Below are 21,433 nucleotides of genomic sequence, written 5' to 3'. Positions count from 1 at the left end.
ACCATAGGGTCAGTATAAAGACCACTGGGAGGAATTACGAATGCAAATGACACTCCGCAGCGCAACCATGGCCTCCGTACTGGCCGTTTGCGCCCATCAAGCCGCCGCCAATTGTGACACTGTGCGTATGGCCGAGCCAGGCTGGACCGATCTGGCCCTGACAACCGGTGTCGCGAGTACCGTGCTGGAGGGTTTGGGATATACGCCGGAAAGCGATGTTCTGGGTATTCCAGTGATCTATGAATCAATGGTCGGCAAGGATCTGGATGTATTCCTGGGCTACTGGGACCCGGCGATGGAAACCTATTATCAGGCCTATCGCGATACCGGCGACATCGAGACGGTGCACCAGAATCTGGAAGGCGCGAAATTCACCTTTGCGGTACCGAAATACGTCTACGAAGCGGGCGTGACCGATTTTTCACATCTGGTGGAAAACGCCGACAAGTTCGACAGCCAGATGTACGGGATCGAACCCGGTTCGAACGACATCATGCTGGACATCGTAGGCAAGGACGCCTTCGGTCTGGGCAGCTGGAAAGTCGTCGAAAGCTCGGAACAGGGCATGCTGGCACAGGTCAAGAAGAACCAGCGCAAAGAAGACTGGATCGTGTTCCTGGCATGGGCGCCGCACCCGATGAACACCCAGTTTGAAATCGAGTACCTGACCGGTGGCGACGAATTCTATGGCCCGAACTTCGGTGGCGCAACCGTGCATACCCAAGTGCGTAAGGGCTATCTGGAAGAGTGCCCGAATATCGGCAAGCTGGTAACCCAGATGACCTTCGACATCCCGATGGAAAGCGAAGGCATGGGCTATATCCTGGAAGATGGCATGGACCCGAACGAGGCTGGTGCCGCGCTTCTGAAGGCGCATCCCGAGTATCTGGACGCTTGGCTTGATGGCGTGACCACCTTGGATGGCAGCAGCGGTCTGGACGCAGTCCGGGCGCATCTGGGCCTGTAATCAAAGCGGGGTGAGCGATGCCTATCCAACAGACAATCGCCGGAAACTGCCCCATCTATGTCGAGATGCACGGCGACAAAGCCGCGCCGTGCATCGTGATGATCCTCGGGCTGGGAATGCAGCTGCCGGAATGGCCCCAGGGCCTGATTGACAGCCTGGCCCGGGACTTTCACGTCGTTTGCGTCGAAAACCGCGATATGGGGCGGTCTGGTCGGGCAGGGCCGGATATCGACCCCGAAGCCTTCAGACTGCTGGAATCGCAGCCAACCGTACACCGCTCCCCCTACACGCTGTTCGACATGCGCGACGATGTCCTGCGCTGCGTCGATGCCCTGGGCGTTGATCAATTTGCCGCGGTTGGGTTTTCCATGGGGGGCATGATCGCCCAGCTGGTCGCAGCCAAGCTTGGTTCGCGCGTCACCGGGTTGGCACAGATCTGCAGCAGCGCAGGCGAGGCAGAAATCCCAGCGCCGCCCGGTGCATGGGACCGTTTTAAGCGCACCGCGCGCCCGTTCGTATCTGAAACCGAATTTGTCGATTGGTTGACCGATGACCTCATCTGGTGGTCCGATCCGACACCGCTGACCAAAGAAGACGCCCGCGCGACGGCGCTGGACATGATCCAGGGCGGGTTCTCGTCCGGGGGATATGCCCGGCAGTTGCTTGCGCTCAATGGGTCCGGCGACCGGACGCCCGAACTAAAGTCGATCACGGCACCAACCCTGATCGTCGCCGGTGCGCAGGACCGCTGCGTGATGCCCGAAAGCTCGTATCAGGCGCATGCGCTTATCGCCAATTCCGAATTCGTACTGTGCGAAGACATGGGCCATGCCCTGGATCCGCAGGCCATCAAATATCTCGAAAACTGGCTGAGGAAGACACTTGACCCTCAGGACCAGCAAACAACGGCACATGCAGGAGGGAGGACCTGAAATGGAGTGGTTGGAATCCTATAAAATTCCGATTGGGAAATGGGCAAAGATCTTTGTCGAATGGCTGACCGATAACTTTTTCTGGTTTTTCGATGGCCTTTCCGCAGTTCTTGAGGGGATCATCCTCGCCCTGCTCTGGTTGCTGCAAGCACCAAACACCTTTGTGGTGATCGCGGTTATAACCGCGCTGTCCTGGCTGGTTCGGAAATCCATTGGCTTTACCCTGTTCACGGCGCTTGGGCTGCTGCTGATCGTCAACCAGGGATACTGGGTCGAAACGACTGAAACTCTGGCGTTGGTCTTTGCTGCTGCTGTGGTCTGCATGGGGTTGGGCGTGCCGCTTGGCATTGCCGCCGCTCGCAAACCCTGGCTGTACCGGATCATGGAACCCATCCTGGACCTGATGCAGACGATCCCCACATTCGTCTACCTGATCCCGGCGCTGATCCTGTTCGGTCTGGGTATGGTGCCCGGCCTGATCGCCACGGTGATCTTTGCCATACCCGCTCCGATCCGTCTGACCCATCTGGGGATCACCTCGACGCCCACGTCACTGATCGAAGCCGGCAAGGCCTTTGGGTCGACCCCGCTGCAGCTGATGTGGAAGGTGGAACTGCCTTATGCGCTGCCACAGATCATGGCCGGTCTGACGCAGACCATCATGCTGTCACTGTCCATGGTGGTGATCGCCGCCCTTGTGGGAGCCGACGGCTTGGGTGTTCCGACGCTGCGGGCGCTGAATTCGGTCAATATCGCCAAAGGGTTCGAAGTCGGCATCGCAATCGTTCTGGTCGCCATCATCTTCGACCGGATGTTCAAAAGAGGGAGCCCGTGACCGATGACTGACACAATGGTACGTTTCGACAACGTGAACATCGTCTTTGGCAATGAACCGAAGACCGCCCTGCCGATGATGGACAAGGGGATGTCGCGCGCGGAAATTCAGGAACAGACCGGACAGGTTCTGGGCGTTCATGATTGCTCAATCGATATCAAGAACGGCGAGATTCTGGTGCTTATGGGCCTGTCGGGATCCGGTAAATCAACCCTGCTGCGGGCGGTAAACGGGTTGAACCCGGTGGTGCGCGGCAAAGTTGAGGTCAACACCGGAAACGGCCTGGTGGATATCGTGCAGGCCAACGAAAAGGCTCTGCGCGGAATTCGCCGGGATCGCGTTGCCATGGTCTTTCAGCAATTCGGGCTGCTGCCCTGGCGCACTGTGATCGACAATGTCGCCTATGGGCTTGAGGTCGCTGGTGTCGACAAAGACGAGCGTCTGCGACGCGCCCGCGAACAGCTGGAACTGGTGCATCTTGAGGATTGGGCCGACCGCAAGGTTCAGGAACTGTCCGGCGGCATGCAACAGCGTGTGGGCCTGGCCCGCGCCTTTGCCACCGAAGCGCCGATCCTGCTGATGGACGAGCCGTTCTCGGCCCTTGATCCGCTGATCCGCAACAAGCTTCAGGATGAATTGCTGGAGTTTCAGCAAAAGCTGGGCCGTACGATTGTTTTCGTCAGCCACGATCTGGATGAGGCGCTGAAAATTGGGTCTCGCATTGCCATCATGGAAGGCGGTCGCATCGTGCAATGTGCGGAACCTCAGGACATCGTCCTGAATCCCGCGACGCCGTATGTCGCCGAGTTTGTGGCCCATATGAACCCGCTGAACGTCTTGCGCGCGATGGAGATCATGATTGAGCATTCCGGCCCCGTTCCTGCGGACGCCCGGGTTATCGCTGACACGACGCCCCTAAAGGACATCATTTCGATGCTCATAGAAGAGCAAAGCGAAATCATTGTTCTGGGGGCGGACGGGCCAATCGGCAAGATTGACGTCAAGGCCGCGCTGAGCTGCCTGTTGCGCACACAACAGGCCGAAGTCGCGGCGTAACAACCGGCGCCGGGGGCTATCTCTCTGGCGTCGCTGACCAATTTGCATCGGAGGTGTCGACCATGATCGCGCAACCCACTGCCAGCCATTTCGTCAATGGGGCTTATGTCGAGGACGAAAGCGGAGAGGCGCTGGATGTCATCTATCCGGCAACCGGCGGGGTGATTGCCAATCTGCACGAAGCATCGGCCGAACTCGTTGATCGCACCATTGCACAGGCGCGGGCAGCACAAAAGGACTGGGCTGCGATGTCCGGCACCGAGCGCGGGCGCATCCTGCGCCGGGCCGCCGACATCATGCGCACGCGCAATCACGAATTGTCAGTGCTAGAAACCTATGACACTGGCAAGCCGCTGCAGGAAACCACTGTCGCAGATGCCACGTCGGGGGCCGATGCGCTGGAATACTTCGGCGGGCTGGCCGCCAGCCTGACCGGCGAACATATCCAGCTGGGCGAAGACTGGGTCTATACGCGGCGCGAGCCGCTGGGCCTGTGCGTTGGTATCGGCGCCTGGAACTACCCCACCCAGATCGCCTGCTGGAAAGCCGCGCCCGCGCTGGCCTGTGGCAATGCGGTGATCTTCAAACCGTCCGAGGAAACCCCGCTATGCGCGCTGAAAGTGGCCGAAATCCTGACCGAGGCGGGCCTGCCCGCTGGCCTGTTCAACGTGTTGCAGGGCCGGGGCGAGATCGGCGCGGCGCTGGTCACGGATCCCAGGGTGGACAAGGTCTCGCTGACCGGGTCGGTCCCGACCGGGCGCAAAGTCTATGCCGCCGCCGCCGAAGGCATGAAACATGTCACCATGGAGCTGGGCGGCAAGTCACCGATGATCGTTTTCGACGACGCTGATCTGGAAGAGGCCGTCAGCGGTGCCATTCTGGGGAATTTCTATTCCTCAGGTCAGGTCTGTTCCAACGGCACCCGCGTGTTCGTGCAGAACGGCATCAAAGAGGCGTTTCTGGCCCGCCTGCAAGAACGGCTGGCCGGTGCCATCATCGGCGACCCGCAGGATGAGGCGACGAATTTCGGCCCTCTGGTCAGCGCCCGTCAGCTTGAGATTTCGCTCAGCTACATTGCCTCGGGCAAGGAAGAAGGCGCACGGCTGGTCTGTGGCGGCGAGCGGATCGACAAACCGGGCAACTGGATCACGCCTGCGGTTTTCGCCGATGTCAAAGACGACATGAAAATCGCCCGGGAAGAGATTTTCGGACCCGTGATGGCAGTGCTGGATTTCGACACCGAAGACGAGGTGATCACCCGCGCCAACGCCACCGATTTCGGTCTGGCCGCCGGGGTGTTCACCAATGACCTCAAGCGCGGTCACCGTGTGATCGCCCAGCTTGAAGCCGGCAGCTGCTTTCTCAATTCCTATAACGATGCCCCGGTCGAAGCGCCGTTTGGCGGCGTCAAGCAATCAGGCGTGGGCCGGGAAAACTCGAAGGCCGCGATCGAACATTACAGCCAGGTCAAGTCGGTCTATGTCCGCATGACCTCGCTCGAAGCACCGTTCTAAGGAGGATTCCATGGAGGCAGATTTTGTCATAGTTGGTGCAGGGTCGGCGGGATGCGCCATGGCGTACCGCCTGTCCGAGGCCGGATCATCCGTGATCGTCATCGAATATGGTGGCACCGATGCGGGCCCGTTCATCCAGATGCCCGCGGCCCTGTCTTATCCGATGAACATGTCGATCTATGATTGGGGCTTTTCGTCCGAGCCCGAGCCACATCTTGGCGGGCGCGAACTGGCCTGCCCGCGCGGCAAGGTGATCGGGGGATCGTCGTCGATCAACGGGATGGTCTATGTCCGGGGCCATGCCAAGGATTTTGATCACTGGGCCGACAGCGGCGCTGCGGGCTGGAGCTATGCCGACGTCCTGCCCTATTTCAAGCGGATGGAAAACTGGCATGACGGCGGCCATGGCGGCGACCCAGAATGGCGCGGCAATGACGGCCCCTTGCATGTCACCCGCGGCCCGCGAAAGAACCCGCTGTTCCACGCCTTTGTCGATGCCGGGAAGCAGGCCGGGTATCAGGTCACCGGCGACTATAACGGGGAACAACAAGAAGGCTTTGGCCCGATGGAGCAGACCGTCTGGAAAGGACGGCGCTGGTCGGTGGCAAATGCCTATCTGAAACCTGCCCTGCAACGCCCGAACTGCACGCTGGTCAAGGGGCTGGCAAACCGGGTGATCATCGAAGACGGCCGGGCAACCGGTGCCGAGCTGCAACGCGGATCGAAAACCGAGACCATCCGCGCCAAACGCGAGGTGATCATCTCGGCCTCGTCCATCAATTCGCCAAAACTGCTGATGCTGTCGGGCATCGGACCGGCGGCGCATCTGGCCGAACACGGGATTGATGTCGTCGCGGACCGCCCCGGCGTGGGTCAGAACCTGCAGGATCATCTGGAACTGTATCTGCAGATGGCGGCCAGCCAACCGATCACGCTGTACAAATACTGGAACTTGTTCTGGAAAGGTGCGCTGGGTGCGCAGTGGTTGTTCACAAAGACTGGCCTGGGGGCATCAAACCAGTTCGAAAGCGCGGCCTTCATCCGGTCGGCAGCGGGCGTCGATTATCCAGATATCCAGTACCACTTCCTGCCGATGGCGGTACGCTATGACGGTCAGGCCGCTGCCGAAGGGCACGGTTTCCAGGCGCATGTGGGGCCCATGCGATCGAAATCGCGCGGCACTGTCACCCTGCGCAGCGCCGACCCCAAAGAGGCCCCCAAGATCCTGTTCAACTACATGAGTCATGAGGATGACTGGGCAGAGTTCCGGACCTGCATCCGTCTGACCAGGGAAATCTTCGCGCAGGACGCGTTCAAGCCTTATGTGAAACACGAGATCCAGCCCGGAAACGCGGTCCAGAGCGACGACGAACTGGACGATTTCATCCGCCATGAGGTCGAAAGCGCCTACCACCCCTGCGGTACCTGCAAAATGGGGGCTGCAGATGATCCGATGGCCGTTGTCGACCCGGATTGCCGCGTGATCGGCGTCGAGGGGCTGCGCGTGGCCGACAGTTCGATCTTCCCGCGCATTACCAACGGCAACCTGAATGCCCCATCGATCATGACCGGTGAAAAAGCGGCGGACCACATCCTTGGCAAGCGTCTGGCACCGTCCAATGCCAAACCCTGGACCCATCCGGATTGGGAGAGCAGTCAGCGTTGATCTGGCCTCTCCTGCGGCGCGTCTGATGCTCCTCCCCACATTGCAGGCGCGCCGTTTTTTGGCTCACAGTACACAGTACGCCTGAGGACGGAGGATGTGGGTCCAAAAGCTGGTCGCCCTATGCGATCGGATTTACCTGCGCTCAGAACCACGTATGGTCGGGAACCGACCGGGCCAACACATGGCAAGCCCGGTCCGAGGGATCAGAAATTGAACATCACACCGAATGTAGCGCTGTAGATATTGTCTTCATCCACGATCGGGCTGTTCGAAACATCGCTGGGCAGGAAGTCGGCGCGCAGACCGCCCATCAGGGACCAGCTTTCGTTGATCGGCCGCACCATGCGGGCTTCGACAAACGGGATGATCACATCGCCGGGCGCATATTCCGGGCGCCCCGGGCGTGCCTCATCCGCGGAAACCCCCCAGACATAGCCGCTCAGATCTTCGCTCTGCCAGCCGGCACCGGCGCGCAGTTGCAGCATCGACTTGCCGATCTGCGTGCCATACCCGAAATCAAAGATCACTTCCTGACCATCATGCTCGCCCGTGACTTCCTGACGGAAGCGCAGGCCGGTATTGAAGCCTGCACCAAGATCATAACCAAGGATAAGTGCCAGATCCCCGGTAATCTCACGGTCAATCCCGTCAAGCTCGTCGGCATCGGTGTTGAACAAACCCGAGAAGCGAGGCAACAGGCCGACGGACAGTGTATAGCCGTTGCCCTTGTAAGCTTCATATTCAAGACCCAACGTACCGATGGACAGCGGACCTGTCTTATATGTCACCAGCGGATAGGGTTGGACCTGCGTTCCTTCACCGATATAGGGGTTGTTTGCGACACCGGCGATTACACCGATCTGCCAACCATCTGGCGGACCGCTGTCCTGCGCGGCACCGGAAGAGGCCAAGGCGGCAACGGCCAACGGGGATAGGAACACTGCTCGACAGTTGATCACGGAATCTTTCCTCTGCGTGAGGTTCAATTTTTGGGCGTTTGTGTTGACCGATCTTCTGTGCCGGCATCGAACGTGGTCCAGACTCAAGCAATCGGTCGAGGGGTAGAGAACTCTAAAGTGGTGGGTTTGGCGACATAAATGACAAACGGTCAGATCCAAGTTGAACCACCCGACAAATGCAAAAACTCAGCCCGGGTATTCGAAGACTAATTTTCATCTAGATTAACCTTGTTTTGGCACAAAGACCTGCGAGTGCGCGTCGTCAGCCATCGCCGCGTTGAGTTGTTTAGTTCTTGGCGTCAGCTAGTTGCATCAAATACTCAGTGCACGTGCAAGTTCGTCAACACGCGCCAAATATACGCGAATGGTCTGTGGTATTCGTAAGCGGTATGTGTGCAACCGTTGGCGATTAGGTGCGTTGTTTTCCTGTTTCGCAACACTTAAATATTCACGCTGAGACTCTTGATCCAGATCCAGCGATTCCATGACAAAACCCGTTCAACTCTACGGCACTTTACCTCAGACCGTTCAAAACGCGTTGATTTCAATCGTGTCGTTTGAGGGTTTGACAATTTGGAAGCTCATCCACTTCGTGGGCTGGTTCGTGGGCGGCATGGGTCTTCTTTTGACAGTGTTCGAGACTGGGCCCTATTCAGATTTGCCGATGTGGGCGGCATTCCTGACGTGGTCGGCGCTGCTGTTTGCAGGCAGTGCAATTTTGATCGGGGTCGCCGTTGCCAGCATCCTTGCCGGCCTTAGCATGCCCTGGCCTTTAATCTGTGCGGTGCTTTTTCTACCTTTGTTGCTGGCCCCCTTTTCTCTGCTGATTGGTCTCATGTCGGGAACAGATCGGCTTTCCGGCTCTCTTTCCAATGGTATTGTGATCAGCCTGCTTGACGAAGCCACCAATCTGGCGCTGCCATCAGTATTCCTGTCCTCAGCGCTTTGTGTGTTTGCTGTCTGGTTCGGCAAACTTCTGCAGGCCAATAGTGACAATAGCGGTGAGAAGTCAGAGGAAATCGTCCAACGACCGCGTCTCAGAGAAGCAATCCCGACTTTGCCAACCCGCCTTGGTGAAGATATTGTTCGGGTCGAAGCGCAGGACCACTATATCAGCGTGTTCACATCATCCGGACAAGCGACGTTAAAAATGTCGTTCTCCGATTGTGTTGACCGATTGCAGGATTTCAGCGGTGCGCAATGTCACAGATCGCATTGGGTCAGTTTCAGCCATATCCAGGAAATCCACCGCTCAGGAAGCGCTTATACCTGTATCCTACGCGACGGAACCAGCATACCGGTCAGCCGCAGACGCCGATCTGCACTAAATGTTTCGCCTTAATTTTGTAAGCTCTCAAAACATCTGTTGTTTGTCGGGCTTGTATGCCGCTTTCTGCGCGGATCCAGGCAGCCCGGTGTGGATTCTGCATCTGGCGCAGGCCGTCGCCATCATCCTCTTTGAAACTCTCTTTCCTTATCGTATGTTGAAAGGTAACTACCCACGCTTTGAAAGAAGACAGCGAAGAATGCGAATTTCGCCAGATATACGGACGAAATATCTCCAATCGCTTCGTCGCATTGAAGTAGGCAAAAAGGAAACTCTTCTTTTGCAGGGGGAAATTAGCAATCTTGCCTACATCGTTGAAGAAGGGTGCCTACGTATTTGGCATAACAATGATGGGACGGATGTTACGCTTCAGTTCTTCTTTGAGAATGATATTGTTTCTTCGCTTGAAAGCTTTTTTCACGGTCGCCCGAGCAAATTCGGGATCGAGGCCGTTACGCCGACGGTTGTCAGAGCTATTGAGCGAACCACATTTAATAAACTGATGGCCCACTCGACAGAGTTCAGAGAGTTCATGTTCCGCGCGCTCGTTGATCGCCTTACTGACTACCAAAACCTTTTCCTCAATCGGATTATGGATAACCCAGAAAACCGATATCGCCACCTTTTGGAACACTCTCCTGAGCTTTTGGAAACGGTGCCGCTGCACTATTTGGCATCGTATCTGGGGATCACTCCAGTATCACTCAGCAGAATCAGAAAAAAGGTTGGCTTTCCTTAACAAATGATAACGCGGGTCGGGTTGAAATTTGGCATATTCCCTTAGTCGGAGATTTTAGATCTGACTATTTGGACTTGCACTCACTTGTAAACTGAAGAGCAAAACATGCATGAGCCCATTCAGCATGCGAAGCAGCTAAAGTTCCCGGAAAGAGGCATCTCATTCAGTGCGACAATTAGGATCGTCGCCTGTAGCGCATCGAAGTTGTTCACACGGTATCGCACCGGGGGGCGGGGATACTTGGTATGGTCAGCCTTTTCCTCTGTTTCTCGCGTGAAGCCTGAATCCGTCTCGTGCCAAACGTCATAAAAAATCACACGTGAACTTTCTTGTAGGAGACTTCATAGCATGAACACCATGCATGCATGGGTTGCCCGTTCTTACGGCGAGCCAAAAAATGTTCTTAACCTCGAAGAGGTGACAATACCCGAACCTAAGGGGAACCAGGTTCTTGTGCGAATTCTGGCATCCTCGCTAAACCCTATCGACCTGAGAATGGTACAGGGTTACGGATCACGGTTGCGGCGCCTGGCCGCGCCGGAAGAATTTCCCTTTATCGCCGGTCGTGACATCGTGGGAGAAATCGTTGCCATGGGTCCGGAAGCAATCAAGTTCAAAGTCGGTGACAAGGTCGCTGGGGTAAATGATATCAAGGAATCCGGCGCCCACGCCCAGTTCTCTGCAATCACCGAAACTTGTTTGGCGGCGGCACCGTCCAATGTTTCTCCTACCGAACTGGCTTCAATTCCGTATGTTGCCATGACAACCTGGAGTGCCTTGGTGGATCGGCTGAAACTCGATCCCCAAAACGCATCCGATAAACATCTGTTTGTCCACGCGGGTTCAGGTGGCGTTGGTAGCTTTGCAATACAATGGGGAAAATCCCTTGGAATGAAAGTTTCGACGACTTGTGGACCCTCCAACATTGGCTGGGTCAAAGGCCTGGGCGCGGACGTTGTTGTTAACTATCGCACGCAGGACTATCGCGAAATCGTCAAAGACGTAGACTTTGCCTATGACACGCTCGGCGGGTCATATGAAAAGGACACAGCAGCCCTGGTTAAGGAAGGTGGCGGTTACGTTTCCATCGTACACCAGCTTATGCCCTATACAGACCGCAGCGGGCTCGTTATCGGCGGGCTGCATGCTCTAGGGCGAGTTTTGAGCAAGAAAGTTCGCTATGGCCTGTCAGGTAAAAAATACGCTTGGTCCATCGCACAGCCCAATGAAGAAGGTATCGAGCATATAATGACTAAGGTAGCTAGCGGCCAAATAAAGCCTGTAATTGATCGCGAATTATCGATGGCGGATATCATTGACGGCTACGAGCACCTTGGCACTGGTCGCGCCAAAGGAAAAACCGTTTTGAAATGGCAGTGTGCCTGACGCGGTCCGCTCTGAGCTGACACTCTTTACGCTGCGGACAATGGCTCTTCTCTTCCGCGGGGCCATTCCTATACCGGTGGTCTCCATTCGATGGATAATCCCACCCACCAAAAAGTTTCAGAATGAGCAGTCAAACCCTTAAGGAGCAAAAGACCACCAACTGATCTTCCTACACCATTGCATAAAAGGGGGATCACCATCGATTCTATTTGATCTTGGTGCCGGAGCCATCGCCCGAAGTGAAATCGTCAATGCATCGCGATACTTGGACTGCGATGTTTGGCAACGATGGATCGGATAAGACCGCCGACGCCGTGTCGTGCGCCAGATAGACTGTACCATGTCACTCAGGCAGTCACTTCCGGCGAGAGGCTTTGAAAGGTAAGTTGCAGAAACCCAGATTCGGGATGCCCTCATAAACAATTCCCTGATCTTTGGTAAACCTGTCACCTTGGCTTTCGTCTGAGAAAAGAGGCAATCGGCCGGTCAACGGCTTCGCGCAACAAAGCCGTTTCAGTTGAAAATTCAAGAAATTTACAATTGTTAATGTTGCACTCTTTCATCTCTGCTAGCGCAGTTTTCGAACTGCGACGTTTCAATGCGCTGAAGCGGCCGGGTGAATGCAGCCTGCCCTAATAGAACTTACCGGAGCAGAACAACTGCAGCTGCTCACTTACAACACTCAACAAGGGATCACTCATAAAATGGTGCGCTACCTCAAACTTGTACCCATTCTCACCCTTGCCGTTCTGTCTGCCTGTAAAGAAGAGGAAGTGGACCAAAGCGCCATTGTTCGCGGGGTAAAGACCTTTCTGGTCACCGACACACAGTCAACAACCGCACGCCACTATCCCGGTGTTCTGGAGCCTGCCACGATCACGACCCTGTCCTTCGAGGTCAGCGGAACGCTTGAAGAGATGAACCTGTCGATCGGTCAAGCGGTCGAAACAGGCGATGTGCTGGTCGAACTGGATCCGACCCTGCTGCGCATTCGGCTTGAAAACGCACAAGCCGCCGTCGAGCAGGCCGAGGCGCAGTTCACCAATGCCGAACGGACACTGAAAAGGCAGCGCAGCCTGCTGGACCGTGGGGCAGTAACGCAGGTCTCGGTCGACAATGCCGAAACTGATTTCCTGGCCTCAAAAGCCTCGCTGGCACAGGCGAAGAAGGTTGTCGAGGCGGCGCAGGAAGACCTGACCAAAACCACGATTCACGCCCCCTATTCCGGGAACGTCAACTCGGTCGACGCGGATTCCTTTGCCACAGTCAGCGCGGGAACGCCTGTCGCCTCGATCTATGCTAGCGACAGTTTCGAGGTCTCGTTCTCGGTTAATTTCGAAGCTGCCAGCCAGATCGAAATCGGCGGGCCCGCAATCGTCAAACTGGTGGACCGTCCCCGGGTCAAGCTTGAGGCCGTCGTGACAGAAATCGGCAGCAGGGCCGACGTTGTTTCGGCCTATCCGGTCGTCGTTTCCGTGACCGACAATAACCCGATCCTCAAGGCCGGTATGGCCGTTGAAACAACGCTTGAATTCCCGCTGCCCGAAGCCGTTGGATATCTGGTTCCGCTGACGGCGGTCAGCACGGACCTGACCAACCTTGATCACGACGCAAACGAACAGACCGAAACGCTGGTCGCCTTCGTCTATGACGAAGACAGCGGCACGATCCGGCAACAGGAAATCGTTGTTGCGGGCCTTCGGGATAACTCTCTGATCGTCATTTCAGGGCTGCAGCCCGGTGATCGAGTGGCCTCGGCCGGGGTGTCCTTCCTGCGCGACGGGCAGCCCGTCAAACTTATTGACAGCAAAAATTAATTGTAAGGCGAGGGTTTTCCCATGGGGTTCCTGACTCGGTTCGGCATTGAAAAGTCGCGACTGACTGTACTGGTCATGATCGGGGTGCTTTTGCTTGGGGCAATTTCGTATATTCAACTTCCCAAACGCGAAGACCCCGAAATCTCTCTGCGCACGGCGATTGCGGTGGCCCAGTATCCCGGCATGTCGCCGGAACGGGTCGAAGAGCTGATCGCAGAACCGCTGGAACGCGCGGGCCGCGAGATCGAAGAAGTCGAAACCATCGTCACGCTGATCACCCGTGGCCAAGCCGAGCTGAAGTTCGAGGTCTACGACTCGGTCCCCAATTCCGAGCTTGAGCGGGTCTATCAGGACATCCGCAACAAGATGAACGACTCGATGGGTCAGTTGCCGCAAGGCACAATTGGCCCGTTTGTGAACACCGATTTCGACGCGGTGGCCATCGCCACAATCGCCGTTACCGGCGAAGGGTTCACCTATGAAGAGATTTGGGATGCGGCGGAAGACCTGCAAAAGCAGATCTATACCCTTAGCGGGATCACCAAAGTTGCCATTGAAGGCCGTCAGGAAGAACGCATCTGGCTGGAGATTGACACCCGCAAGCTTGCCTCGGTCGGGGTACAACTGGATCGCCTATTGTCGGACCTGAGCGCCCAGAACGTCATCGTTCCTGCGGGCAATCTGGATGCAAATGGCGTCAACATCATGCTTGAGGCCAATGGCGATCTGAAAACCGTTCAGGACATCCGCGAGGTTCTGACCAAGGTTCCTGGGTTAAGCGGGCTGGTCCGTTTGCAGGACCTGCTGACCGTTCGGCGCGGCTATGTCGATCCGCCGGATGCTCCGATCTATTTCAACGGTGAACCGGCGCTATTGCTGTCGGTCGAGATGGATAACAGCCGCGATATCCAGACCATCGGCGATGACCTAAAGCAGCGCCTGCCCGAGTTCGAAGCGACGCAACCCATCGGAATTCAGTTTTCGATTTCGACCTTTCAGGAAACTAACGTCACCCAGGCCATCAATGGGGCGCTGACAAATGTCGGTCAGACCTTTCTGACCGTCTTTGTGGTCATGCTGGTGTTCCTCGGGCTGCGTCCTGCGTTTGTGGTGTCCTGCATCGTGCCATTTTCGGTGATGTTCTCGCTGATCCTGATGTCACGGGCAGGAATTCCGATCGAGCAGGTCTCGATCGCGGCCGTCATCATTTCGCTGGGTCTGCTGGTTGATAACGGCCTTGTCGTGGTCGAAGAGATTCAAAGCAGGCTGGATGCGGGTGAGACCCCGAGACGCGCAGCTGAAAAAGCTGGCACCCAGTTCTTTATTCCGCTGGCCGTGGCCTCGGTCACCACAGCGTCAGCCTTTATCCCGATGCTGATCCTTGAGGGTGCTGAGGGGGACTATGCCTTCTCGCTGGGTGCCGTGGTCGCCTTTATGCTGCTTGGGTCGTGGATCACCGCCCATTACATTCTGCCCTATCTGGCGACCTATCTTCTGCGCCCGTCGAAAAAGGCGCAGGCCGCGGAAGAAACCTGGCTGATCCGCTCCTACGGCAATCTGACCCGTTTCCTGCTGCATAAGGGCCTTTTGGTTGCCGGGGTGATTTACGGGATCATCCTTGCGGGCACGACAGTGTTTGGCTCGCTCAAGGGTGAGATGTTCCCTCTGGCCGAACGGGCCGAGTATCTGATATATCTTGAGATGCCACGTGGCACAGCGGTCACCGCCACGCGGGACGAGGCGCTGGCGGTTGACGCATGGCTGCGCGATCCTGAACGGAACCCCGAAGTCGTCAGCACCACCCTGTTTGTGGCCAGCGGCGGTCCCCGGTTTTTCCTGACACTGGACCCGGCAGATTCTGATCCGGCTAATGCCTTTTTCGTGGTCAATACCAAGGATTTCGAAAGCGCCGTCGCTGCGGCCGAACGCGCGCGCAACTATCTGGTCACCCAGCGCCCTGCCGCCAGCTATCGCATCACGCGCCTTGCCATGGGCGGCGAGGAATCGGGCATTGTGGATGTTGAAATCACCGGCCCTGACGCCGATGTTCTGGTCGGCCTTGCGCGCAAGGTTCAGGATGCGTTCGACACGGTGCCCGGCGCAATTCTGAACAAGAATGACTGGGGCAACAAAACCCTCAAATTCACTGTTGAGATCGCCCAGGACAAAGCGCGTGAATTTGGCGTGACCTCAAAAGATGTCTCGGAAGTCATGGAGGTCTATTTCTCGGGCGTTCCCTATTCCGAGTACCGCGATGGCGCCGATTCCATCCCGATTGTTGTACGTGCGCAAGAACCGTTCCGGGACAGTCTGGAAGACCTGGAAAACCTGTCGATCCCGGCGGATGGTCGGTTGATTTCATTGGCGCAGATCGCGGATTTCGCGCCCAAGTTCGAATTCTCTCAGCTGCGCCGGGAAAATCAGGTGCGCAAGATCACGGTATCGGGCAAAAGCGCCTATCTGTCCGCCGCCGAGGTCGAAGCATGGGTGGCCGAGGATCTTTCGGAGCTATCACTACCGCCGGGATATCGTCTCAACCTGGGTGGGGAGACAGAGCGTAGCGCCGAGATCAACGGGCTGCTGCTGGCGGGCATGCCTGCGGCTTTGCTTGTGATGCTTGCTGCACTTATGTTCCAGTTCAATTCGGTCCGACGGGTTACGCTGACGTTTCTGACAGTCCCAATGATCCTGATCGGTGCACCTACAGCTTTATTTCTAGCTTCACAGCCGCTGTCATTTTTTGCGATTCTGGGGCTGATCTCTTTGATGGGCATAATAATCAACAACGCAATTGTGTTGATCGACCAGATCGACATTGAACGCGAAACATTGGCTCTGGACGACGCGATTGTGGTCGCTGCAAAGAAAAGGGTCACGCCGGTGATGCTGACATCGCTGACCACAACCCTCGGTCTCGTGCCGATGGCGCTCAATGGCGGCGCCCTGTTCGAACCGATGGCAACACTGATGATCGGCGGCTTAATCGTCGCTTCACCACTGACCCTGATGTTTGTTCCATCTGTGTACCGACTAATGTTCGCCATGGATGAGCGGAAAAGGGTAGCTGCAGCAATGACGTCTTGATCCACAGCTGTAATTTTGCTGCCCTGGCTTACTCTCGGCCAGAAAGATGAAGAGTAAGATCGTTGAAGTCAAAATCGGGCACGGTGTTTGGGGCTGCACAAGCTTTCAGTTTGGACAAAGCAGCTAGGGATCTTTTACGAAGTTTCTTTCTGCGCAAAGAGTTTACACCGAACTTACGGCCTACGCCGCCAGTTCTGCAAATTGACGAAAACGGACAGATTCCGAGCGTGAGTGGTTCTGTCGCAATTTTCTGAAACGACCAAAGTCCGCGATCTGGTCTAAAATGGGCGCATTTATCCTGCGATCTCAACAAACATCCGAAAGCCCGAGGTCGTAATGCTAAAGAATTGCAGTTTTCGGATCATGTTAGCCACTTCAATATCATTCAATGTGGCTGAGGCGGATTCGAATGACTTAATCTCACACATGTGCCGAACACGCCGCTTGATGAACTGATGATCCTGTTTGATCATGTTGTTCAGATACTTGGACCTGATTGTCTGTACTTTGGCCGGGCACCCGAAACGCCTCAGAATTCTGTTCGCTTCTCGAGCACCGGCCGCGTTAGCGCCGCTTTTGTCAATGACGATCTTGCTCGGGGTTCCATTTGACGACAGCGCTCTGGCAAAGTATCAGGCTGCTGTTGGACGGTTCCTTCGCTCAGACGGCTTGAAATCAGGGGTGTTTCCTGCTTTGTCGACTGCTCGATAGAGATACTACCATTTGCCGCGAACACGTATGTAGGTCTCGTCCATGCGCCAGGATTTCTGCGTTGGGCGTTTCTTCGATTGCGCTTGCGCGGCGACCTTGGGCGAATATTTGACAACCCATCTGTTGAGAGTAGCGTGGTCAACCTGCACACCACGTTCGGCCATGATTTCTTCTAGATCCCAATATGACACCGTGCACCGCAGATAGAAGCATATTGCGCACAAAACCGCATCCTGGTGGAAATGGCAGCCTTTCAGTGTGATCATACTGAAACCTGTATGAGAACCATACGCAAAATCAAACGTCAAAAACCGCGTGCCCGTCAATACAAGCCTAAAGCTTGCGACACATCCGTTCGCGATCCTGTTTCAAGTCGCCCGGTTGTTTGCTCATTCCGCATGGCTGTCACCATCAACAAGTGTTTGATTTAGCTCACTAAGCTCCCGGTCATGAAACGCTCGGTCGCTTTCGTCGTCTCGCTTTAGCCGTTTCAGGTTTTGAGCCAGCGTAAAAAACCCGGCTGCTGGCAGTTTGTTCCGACCACGGCTCACTGCTCGGGCGGCGATGAATGGACGATCAGCTGCGACGTCCTCCCGCATCGTTGCTTCAAGCGCCCGCGTAGTACGGCCCACCGATCCCGGCGCCCATAGACCGAGGGCTCGTGCCAATGCCCCATAGGTGATGGGCACCTGATCCGGTGCAAGGCCTGAAAGATAGGCCCGCACCCGCATTACCAATTCGCGTTCACGGCCCAGTGCGTCACCAGCTTCCCGCGGCGGCGGGATCTCTCGTGCCGTGCCGTCAGCCAGAATCTCGGCTGCCCAAGCGCGCGTCGACGAACGCATGACGACCCGTGTCTTGCCAATGTCCGCGTCTTGCCCGACTTCAGTGACGCCGATCACATCCCCGAGGCGCAGTCCGGTCCGCAACGCGTCCACTGTAAGGCCAAGTTTCGGTGCGAGATAGTCTGGATCGATAACGACCTGGTCCTGTTCCCAACTGATCACATCCCTTGGCACCATTCGGTTCAGAAGCGGAGACTGGCTGCTATTCCTAGAATAGAAAGGGTTGCTGCCCTCCGCGTGATTGGTCACATCCACGATCTCGCGAATTTGTGGAAGTGCCGCCCGCAGCATCCGCTCGACCCCGTTGCGAAGCGTGACTGACGACGCGGCGCAACCCTGGCATCCGCCGGACATGCGCAAATAGACGCTGCCGCGCTCAACTTTGTCTGCTGAAATCTGGCCGCCGTGCGCTGCCACTGAAGGGTTGATCTGCCGGTTGAGCAGATCGGTCACCGCCATAAGCAACTCTGCATCGGGATCGTCCTCTCGATCCTGACCTGCATCTAATCCAAGCGGCGCCTCGGTTTGGTCAAGAACCTGACGGATCGCAGCCGCGACCGTGGGTTTTAGGACGGCCCAGTCTGCCTTTGCCAGCTTCTTGACCCAAATGGTGTTTCCGTTCACCTCGACCCGGCTAATGCCGTGAATTGAAAGCAGCCCGCGCGCAAGTGGCGCCTCTCCGGCTTCGTCGAACCGGACGGAAGCGCCTTTTTGCACCGGTTCATCCAAGAGAAATCTCACAATATCGGTGTCATGCGTCGAACTCTGCGCCCGGATGCGTCGGCGCGTCGGCACTTCAGACATCTTCCAGCTCCGTACTTTGCATCGCACGCAATGCCTTGAACGTGTAGATGCCCGTCCCGTGGCCATCTGTGAAAGACAGACCCAATGCATAGTTACCGACACTCCAGATACGGGTGATTGAAATATCCAGAGGCACTGTTCCGGGATCAAGCAATGCTGCACCCGTCATCTCATCGCGGCATTGTGCGCAGCGGCAGGCAAGACGCAAATCGCGCGGAGAAAGGCGTTGTTCGACGCCATCCGCCCAACGCAAGGTCAAACCGCTATCATCGTGATCGAGTGCCGCCAACTTGTCATCCGCGCCACCGTCGACAGGGGGAACGGGTGCGGGTTTGCCGGTTCCGCCTTCGATGGTCCATGCAAACGGCGTGCTGATACCGCCGCCGTCGCCTGCGGTCTGCGCCAATGCGCTCGCGATTTGACGATAGGCCATGGCCGCCGGACTACCCGGGTCTGCATCGACCAAAGGTTTACCGTCATCGCCGCAATCCACCACGGCCGGGTCAAGGGGGACTTTTCCCAGAAAGGACACGCCAAGTTCCGTTGCAATGGCTTCCCCGCCGCCCTGATGGAAAATATGGGTTACCGTTCCACAGGATGGGCAGGTGAAACCGCTCATGTTTTCAATTACGCCCAGAATGGGCACGTTCACCTGTTCCATCATCCGCAAGCCACGGCGGGCAATCTTGAGGCTCACGTCCTGTGGCGTGCTGACGACAACAGCACCCGCAAGGGGGAAGGCCTGAGCCAATGTCAGCTGGATATCTCCTGTTCCGGGCGGCAGGTCCAACAACAGGACATCCAGCGGCCCCCAGTCCACCTGACGGACGAACATCTGCAGGTATTTCGTCACCATTGGTCCGCGCAAAATCGCTGGCTTATCGTCATCGGTGAGCATACCCATCGAGATGACCTTGACACCATGCGCTTCCGCCGGGATCACCTTTTCATCCGGAGTCATCGTAGGCTTTGCGCTGGCGATCCCCAGCATACCCGGAATGGACGGGCCATAGATGTCTGCATCGACAACGCCAACGGACAACCCAGCCTCGGCCATGGCAACGGCAATGTTGGCCGAAACTGTTGACTTGCCGACCCCACCCTTGCCGCTGCTGATTGCGATCATGCGTGGGGGTGCGGCTTGCTCAGGCTTGCTCATCCCGTTGTCCTTCTGTCCGAGTATCCATGATTGGTTTTCGATAGCTTGCGCATAGCTTGTCTATTTCATCTGTGGCCAGCTGGGCCGAGATACAGGCGCAATAAGATGTGCCGCCATCAGATGAGAAATGGCTGCAGTCTCCGCAGGTGCCGAACGATGGCACCTCTCTCAAGACTGCAAGTGCCGTGGCCAGGCGCGACAAGGTAACGAGGAAACGATTGCGTTCTTGCTGTCCGAGCGCTTCGATCACGTCCATCAGATCACACAAGGGATCCTTTGCCAGCGTCTCCTGACCAAGTTCCGTGAGGTCGAAGCACACGCTGCGCCCGTCCGTTTCCGAGCGGCGTCGAACAATCAGGCCCTTGTTCTCAAGCGTTTTAATGATCTGAGATGCAGTGCCGCGCGTGGTCGCCTGGAAGCTGGCGAAGCTTGACGGAGTGCGCGTATTGCCGTTGGCTCGCGCAAAAAAGCGCAGGCAGGTCCACTGGGCGGCCGTCAGTTCCGAGCGCCCGTCCTCGCTGCGCGTGGCGCGACCCACGTGGACAAGCAACTCGGCAATTCGATCCGGTGTATTTTGAATGTCGTTCATACTCATTTGATATAGATTCGAAATTACTTTGACAACATTAGATCGATCTGTTTAGTTTCGCGTCGACACTAAAAGAGCCTGAATCGATGAACAAGCCTCTCCCCAGTTTCGGACGCCGTCCGCGTCGCACACGTACAGCCGATATGCTTTCTGCAGAGGAAGAAAGACATCTAATCCGCGCCTGGCAGTGTCGCGGAGACGTGCGCGCACGGGACAGGCTGATCCAGGCATTTGCCCCTCTGGCTGCATCGGTTGCCAAGCGTTTTAAACCCGGGCCTGGTGAGGCCGACCACGATCTGCTTCAGGAGGCCAATGTCGGTCTAATGAAGGCCGCCGATCGCTTTGATCCCGAACGCGAGAACCGCTTTTCCACCTATGCCGTCTGGTGGATCAGAGCGGAGGTTCAAGCCTACTCGCGGGCCAATTCCTCGATTGTCCGCCGCCCCAATTCGGCACAGGCGCGCAAAACCGCCACACAGATCGCAGCCCTCGACGAGGAAATTAAAGCGGACCCAAAGATCGATCGCGCAGAGGTCGAAGCGCATCTTGCGGAGAAGATCGGCGTAAGTATTGAGCGACTATCGGAACTGCGCGACCAGACCATGGGCAGGGACTATTCGCTGAACACACCGGCGCTGGGCGACTCGGGTGAGGAACGGATTTCCTTGTTGGTTGATCCGAACAGCCTGGACGATTCGGTCCCTTTGCAGGAACTGGAAGCTGAGGTCCTGCGCCGCGAATTGGTCGAAGCCTTGTCGATCCTGCCAATTCGCGAACGAGATATTTTGATCGCGACCCAACTGCATGACCCTCCTGCAACGCTGGAGCGTCTTGGAGAGGGGTATGGTATTTCGAAGGAAAGAGTTCGGCAGCTGCGCGAACGTGGCTTCGAACGGCTGCGTGAGAACATTTCCCTAAGAAATCTGAGCGAAAGCTATTTCACCTTATGACCGACCGCGTTGCACGAATAGCGCTTGAGCCGCATTTTCCCCTTTCCCCGGTTCGCTATGCGACACGTTCATAGGCCGCACGACCGAGATGGG

At 56.6% G+C, this 21,433-nt stretch carries 16 protein-coding genes and 1 pseudogene; 12 read left to right on the top strand and 5 right to left on the bottom strand.

Annotation, left to right across the window (positions count from 1 at the left end; all coding sequences use genetic code 11):
* The first annotated feature begins 40 nt into the window (after positions 1-40).
* From choX to betA, 6 genes are all read left to right on the top strand, one after another.
* A complete protein-coding gene (gene choX, locus ACR1XY_RS22295) occupies positions 41-967 on the top strand; it encodes a choline ABC transporter substrate-binding protein (RefSeq protein ID WP_480535150.1) in 927 nt (308 codons plus the stop codon).
* A 17-nt stretch (positions 968-984) separates the two neighbouring features.
* Positions 985-1,899, top strand: coding sequence for an alpha/beta fold hydrolase (locus ACR1XY_RS22290; protein ID WP_480535151.1), 915 nt, complete (start codon positions 985-987; stop codon positions 1,897-1,899).
* Between the two features lies 1 nt (position 1,900).
* Positions 1,901-2,734 (top strand): choline ABC transporter permease subunit, encoded by an 834-nt coding sequence (gene choW / locus ACR1XY_RS22285; protein ID WP_480535152.1) that lies wholly within the window; start codon positions 1,901-1,903, stop codon positions 2,732-2,734.
* Positions 2,735-2,737: 3 nt separating this feature from the next.
* Positions 2,738-3,790: a choline ABC transporter ATP-binding protein gene (gene choV, locus ACR1XY_RS22280; RefSeq protein WP_480535153.1), complete on the top strand. Its 1,053-nt coding sequence runs from the start codon at positions 2,738-2,740 to the stop codon at positions 3,788-3,790.
* A 62-nt stretch (positions 3,791-3,852) separates the two neighbouring features.
* Positions 3,853-5,304: a betaine-aldehyde dehydrogenase gene (betB, locus tag ACR1XY_RS22275; protein WP_480596603.1), complete on the top strand. Its 1,452-nt coding sequence runs from the start codon at positions 3,853-3,855 to the stop codon at positions 5,302-5,304.
* 10 nt (positions 5,305-5,314) lie between these two features.
* Positions 5,315-6,970: a choline dehydrogenase gene (gene betA / locus ACR1XY_RS22270; protein WP_480596601.1), complete on the top strand. Its 1,656-nt coding sequence runs from the start codon at positions 5,315-5,317 to the stop codon at positions 6,968-6,970.
* Between the two features lie 203 nt (positions 6,971-7,173).
* Here the strand turns inward: betA and ACR1XY_RS22265 are convergent, their stop codons facing one another.
* Positions 7,174-7,929: a MipA/OmpV family protein gene (locus ACR1XY_RS22265; RefSeq protein ID WP_480535156.1), complete on the bottom strand. Its 756-nt coding sequence runs from the start codon at positions 7,927-7,929 to the stop codon at positions 7,174-7,176.
* Positions 7,930-8,413: 484 nt separating this feature from the next.
* On the opposite strand from ACR1XY_RS22265, the gene ACR1XY_RS22260 reads away from it, so the two are divergent.
* The 5 genes from ACR1XY_RS22260 (at position 8,414) to ACR1XY_RS22240 (ending at position 16,282) form a co-directional block, all read left to right on the top strand.
* Positions 8,414-9,271, top strand: coding sequence for a LytTR family DNA-binding domain-containing protein (locus ACR1XY_RS22260; protein WP_480596599.1), 858 nt, complete (start codon positions 8,414-8,416; stop codon positions 9,269-9,271).
* The gene (locus ACR1XY_RS22255; protein WP_480596597.1) at positions 9,258-9,995 is read left to right on the top strand and encodes a Crp/Fnr family transcriptional regulator; all 738 of its coding nucleotides are present in this window, start codon (positions 9,258-9,260) and stop codon (positions 9,993-9,995) included. Before ACR1XY_RS22260 ends, ACR1XY_RS22255 begins: the two co-directional genes overlap by 14 nt.
* A gap of 348 nt (positions 9,996-10,343) precedes the next feature.
* Positions 10,344-11,381, top strand: a complete 1,038-nt coding sequence (locus ACR1XY_RS22250; RefSeq protein ID WP_480535159.1) for a zinc-binding dehydrogenase — start codon at positions 10,344-10,346, stop codon at positions 11,379-11,381.
* A gap of 704 nt (positions 11,382-12,085) precedes the next feature.
* Positions 12,086-13,198 carry an efflux RND transporter periplasmic adaptor subunit gene (locus tag ACR1XY_RS22245; RefSeq protein WP_480596595.1) on the top strand — a complete coding sequence of 371 codons (1,113 nt, stop codon included), beginning with the start codon at positions 12,086-12,088 and terminating at the stop codon, positions 13,196-13,198.
* 21 nt (positions 13,199-13,219) lie between these two features.
* Positions 13,220-16,282: an efflux RND transporter permease subunit gene (locus ACR1XY_RS22240; protein ID WP_480596593.1), complete on the top strand. Its 3,063-nt coding sequence runs from the start codon at positions 13,220-13,222 to the stop codon at positions 16,280-16,282.
* Between the two features lie 293 nt (positions 16,283-16,575).
* Here ACR1XY_RS22240 and ACR1XY_RS22235 read toward each other — a convergent pair.
* The 4 genes and pseudogenes from ACR1XY_RS22235 to ACR1XY_RS22220 form a co-directional block, all read right to left on the bottom strand.
* Positions 16,576-17,259 (bottom strand): annotated as a pseudogene (locus ACR1XY_RS22235) (IS6 family transposase).
* A 123-nt stretch (positions 17,260-17,382) separates the two neighbouring features.
* Positions 17,383-18,642: a DUF6522 family protein gene (locus tag ACR1XY_RS22230; RefSeq protein WP_480596591.1), complete on the bottom strand. Its 1,260-nt coding sequence runs from the start codon at positions 18,640-18,642 to the stop codon at positions 17,383-17,385.
* Positions 18,635-19,801 (bottom strand): P-loop NTPase, encoded by a 1,167-nt coding sequence (locus ACR1XY_RS22225; RefSeq protein ID WP_480596589.1) that lies wholly within the window; start codon positions 19,799-19,801, stop codon positions 18,635-18,637. The genes ACR1XY_RS22230 and ACR1XY_RS22225 overlap by 8 nt, the downstream gene beginning before the upstream one ends.
* Entirely contained in the window at positions 19,788-20,390 is a 603-nt protein-coding gene (locus ACR1XY_RS22220; protein ID WP_480596587.1) for a MarR family winged helix-turn-helix transcriptional regulator, read from the bottom strand. The genes ACR1XY_RS22225 and ACR1XY_RS22220 overlap by 14 nt, the downstream gene beginning before the upstream one ends.
* 86 nt (positions 20,391-20,476) lie before the next feature.
* On the opposite strand from ACR1XY_RS22220, the gene ACR1XY_RS22215 reads away from it, so the two are divergent.
* Positions 20,477-21,340, top strand: a complete 864-nt coding sequence (locus tag ACR1XY_RS22215) for a sigma-70 family RNA polymerase sigma factor (protein ID WP_480596585.1) — start codon at positions 20,477-20,479, stop codon at positions 21,338-21,340.
* Positions 21,341-21,433: the final 93 nt, after the last annotated feature.

Source organism: Ruegeria sp. AD11(2025), assembly GCF_056542405.1.
The sequence above is the reverse complement of the archived record's forward strand: the minus strand, read 5'-3'. Positions and strand labels throughout refer to the sequence as shown.

Excerpts from the sequence above, each read along its gene's own strand:
- choX (WP_480535150.1), top strand. The coding sequence starts at position 41 with ATGCAAATGACACTCCGCAGCGCAACCATGGCCTCCGTACTGGCCGTT.
- ACR1XY_RS22290 (WP_480535151.1), top strand. The coding sequence starts at position 985 with ATGCCTATCCAACAGACAATCGCCGGAAACTGCCCCATCTATGTCGAG.
- choW (WP_480535152.1), top strand. The coding sequence starts at position 1,901 with ATGGAGTGGTTGGAATCCTATAAAATTCCGATTGGGAAATGGGCAAAG.
- choV (WP_480535153.1), top strand. The coding sequence starts at position 2,738 with ATGACTGACACAATGGTACGTTTCGACAACGTGAACATCGTCTTTGGC.
- betB (WP_480596603.1), top strand. The coding sequence starts at position 3,853 with ATGATCGCGCAACCCACTGCCAGCCATTTCGTCAATGGGGCTTATGTC.
- betA (WP_480596601.1), top strand. The coding sequence starts at position 5,315 with ATGGAGGCAGATTTTGTCATAGTTGGTGCAGGGTCGGCGGGATGCGCC.
- ACR1XY_RS22260 (WP_480596599.1), top strand. The coding sequence starts at position 8,414 with ATGACAAAACCCGTTCAACTCTACGGCACTTTACCTCAGACCGTTCAA.
- ACR1XY_RS22255 (WP_480596597.1), top strand. The coding sequence starts at position 9,258 with ATGTTTCGCCTTAATTTTGTAAGCTCTCAAAACATCTGTTGTTTGTCG.
- ACR1XY_RS22250 (WP_480535159.1), top strand. The coding sequence starts at position 10,344 with ATGAACACCATGCATGCATGGGTTGCCCGTTCTTACGGCGAGCCAAAA.
- ACR1XY_RS22245 (WP_480596595.1), top strand. The coding sequence starts at position 12,086 with ATGGTGCGCTACCTCAAACTTGTACCCATTCTCACCCTTGCCGTTCTG.
- ACR1XY_RS22240 (WP_480596593.1), top strand. The coding sequence starts at position 13,220 with ATGGGGTTCCTGACTCGGTTCGGCATTGAAAAGTCGCGACTGACTGTA.
- ACR1XY_RS22230 (WP_480596591.1), bottom strand. The coding sequence starts at position 18,642 with ATGTCTGAAGTGCCGACGCGCCGACGCATCCGGGCGCAGAGTTCGACG.
- ACR1XY_RS22225 (WP_480596589.1), bottom strand. The coding sequence starts at position 19,801 with ATGAGCAAGCCTGAGCAAGCCGCACCCCCACGCATGATCGCAATCAGC.
- ACR1XY_RS22220 (WP_480596587.1), bottom strand. The coding sequence starts at position 20,390 with ATGAACGACATTCAAAATACACCGGATCGAATTGCCGAGTTGCTTGTC.
- ACR1XY_RS22215 (WP_480596585.1), top strand. The coding sequence starts at position 20,477 with ATGAACAAGCCTCTCCCCAGTTTCGGACGCCGTCCGCGTCGCACACGT.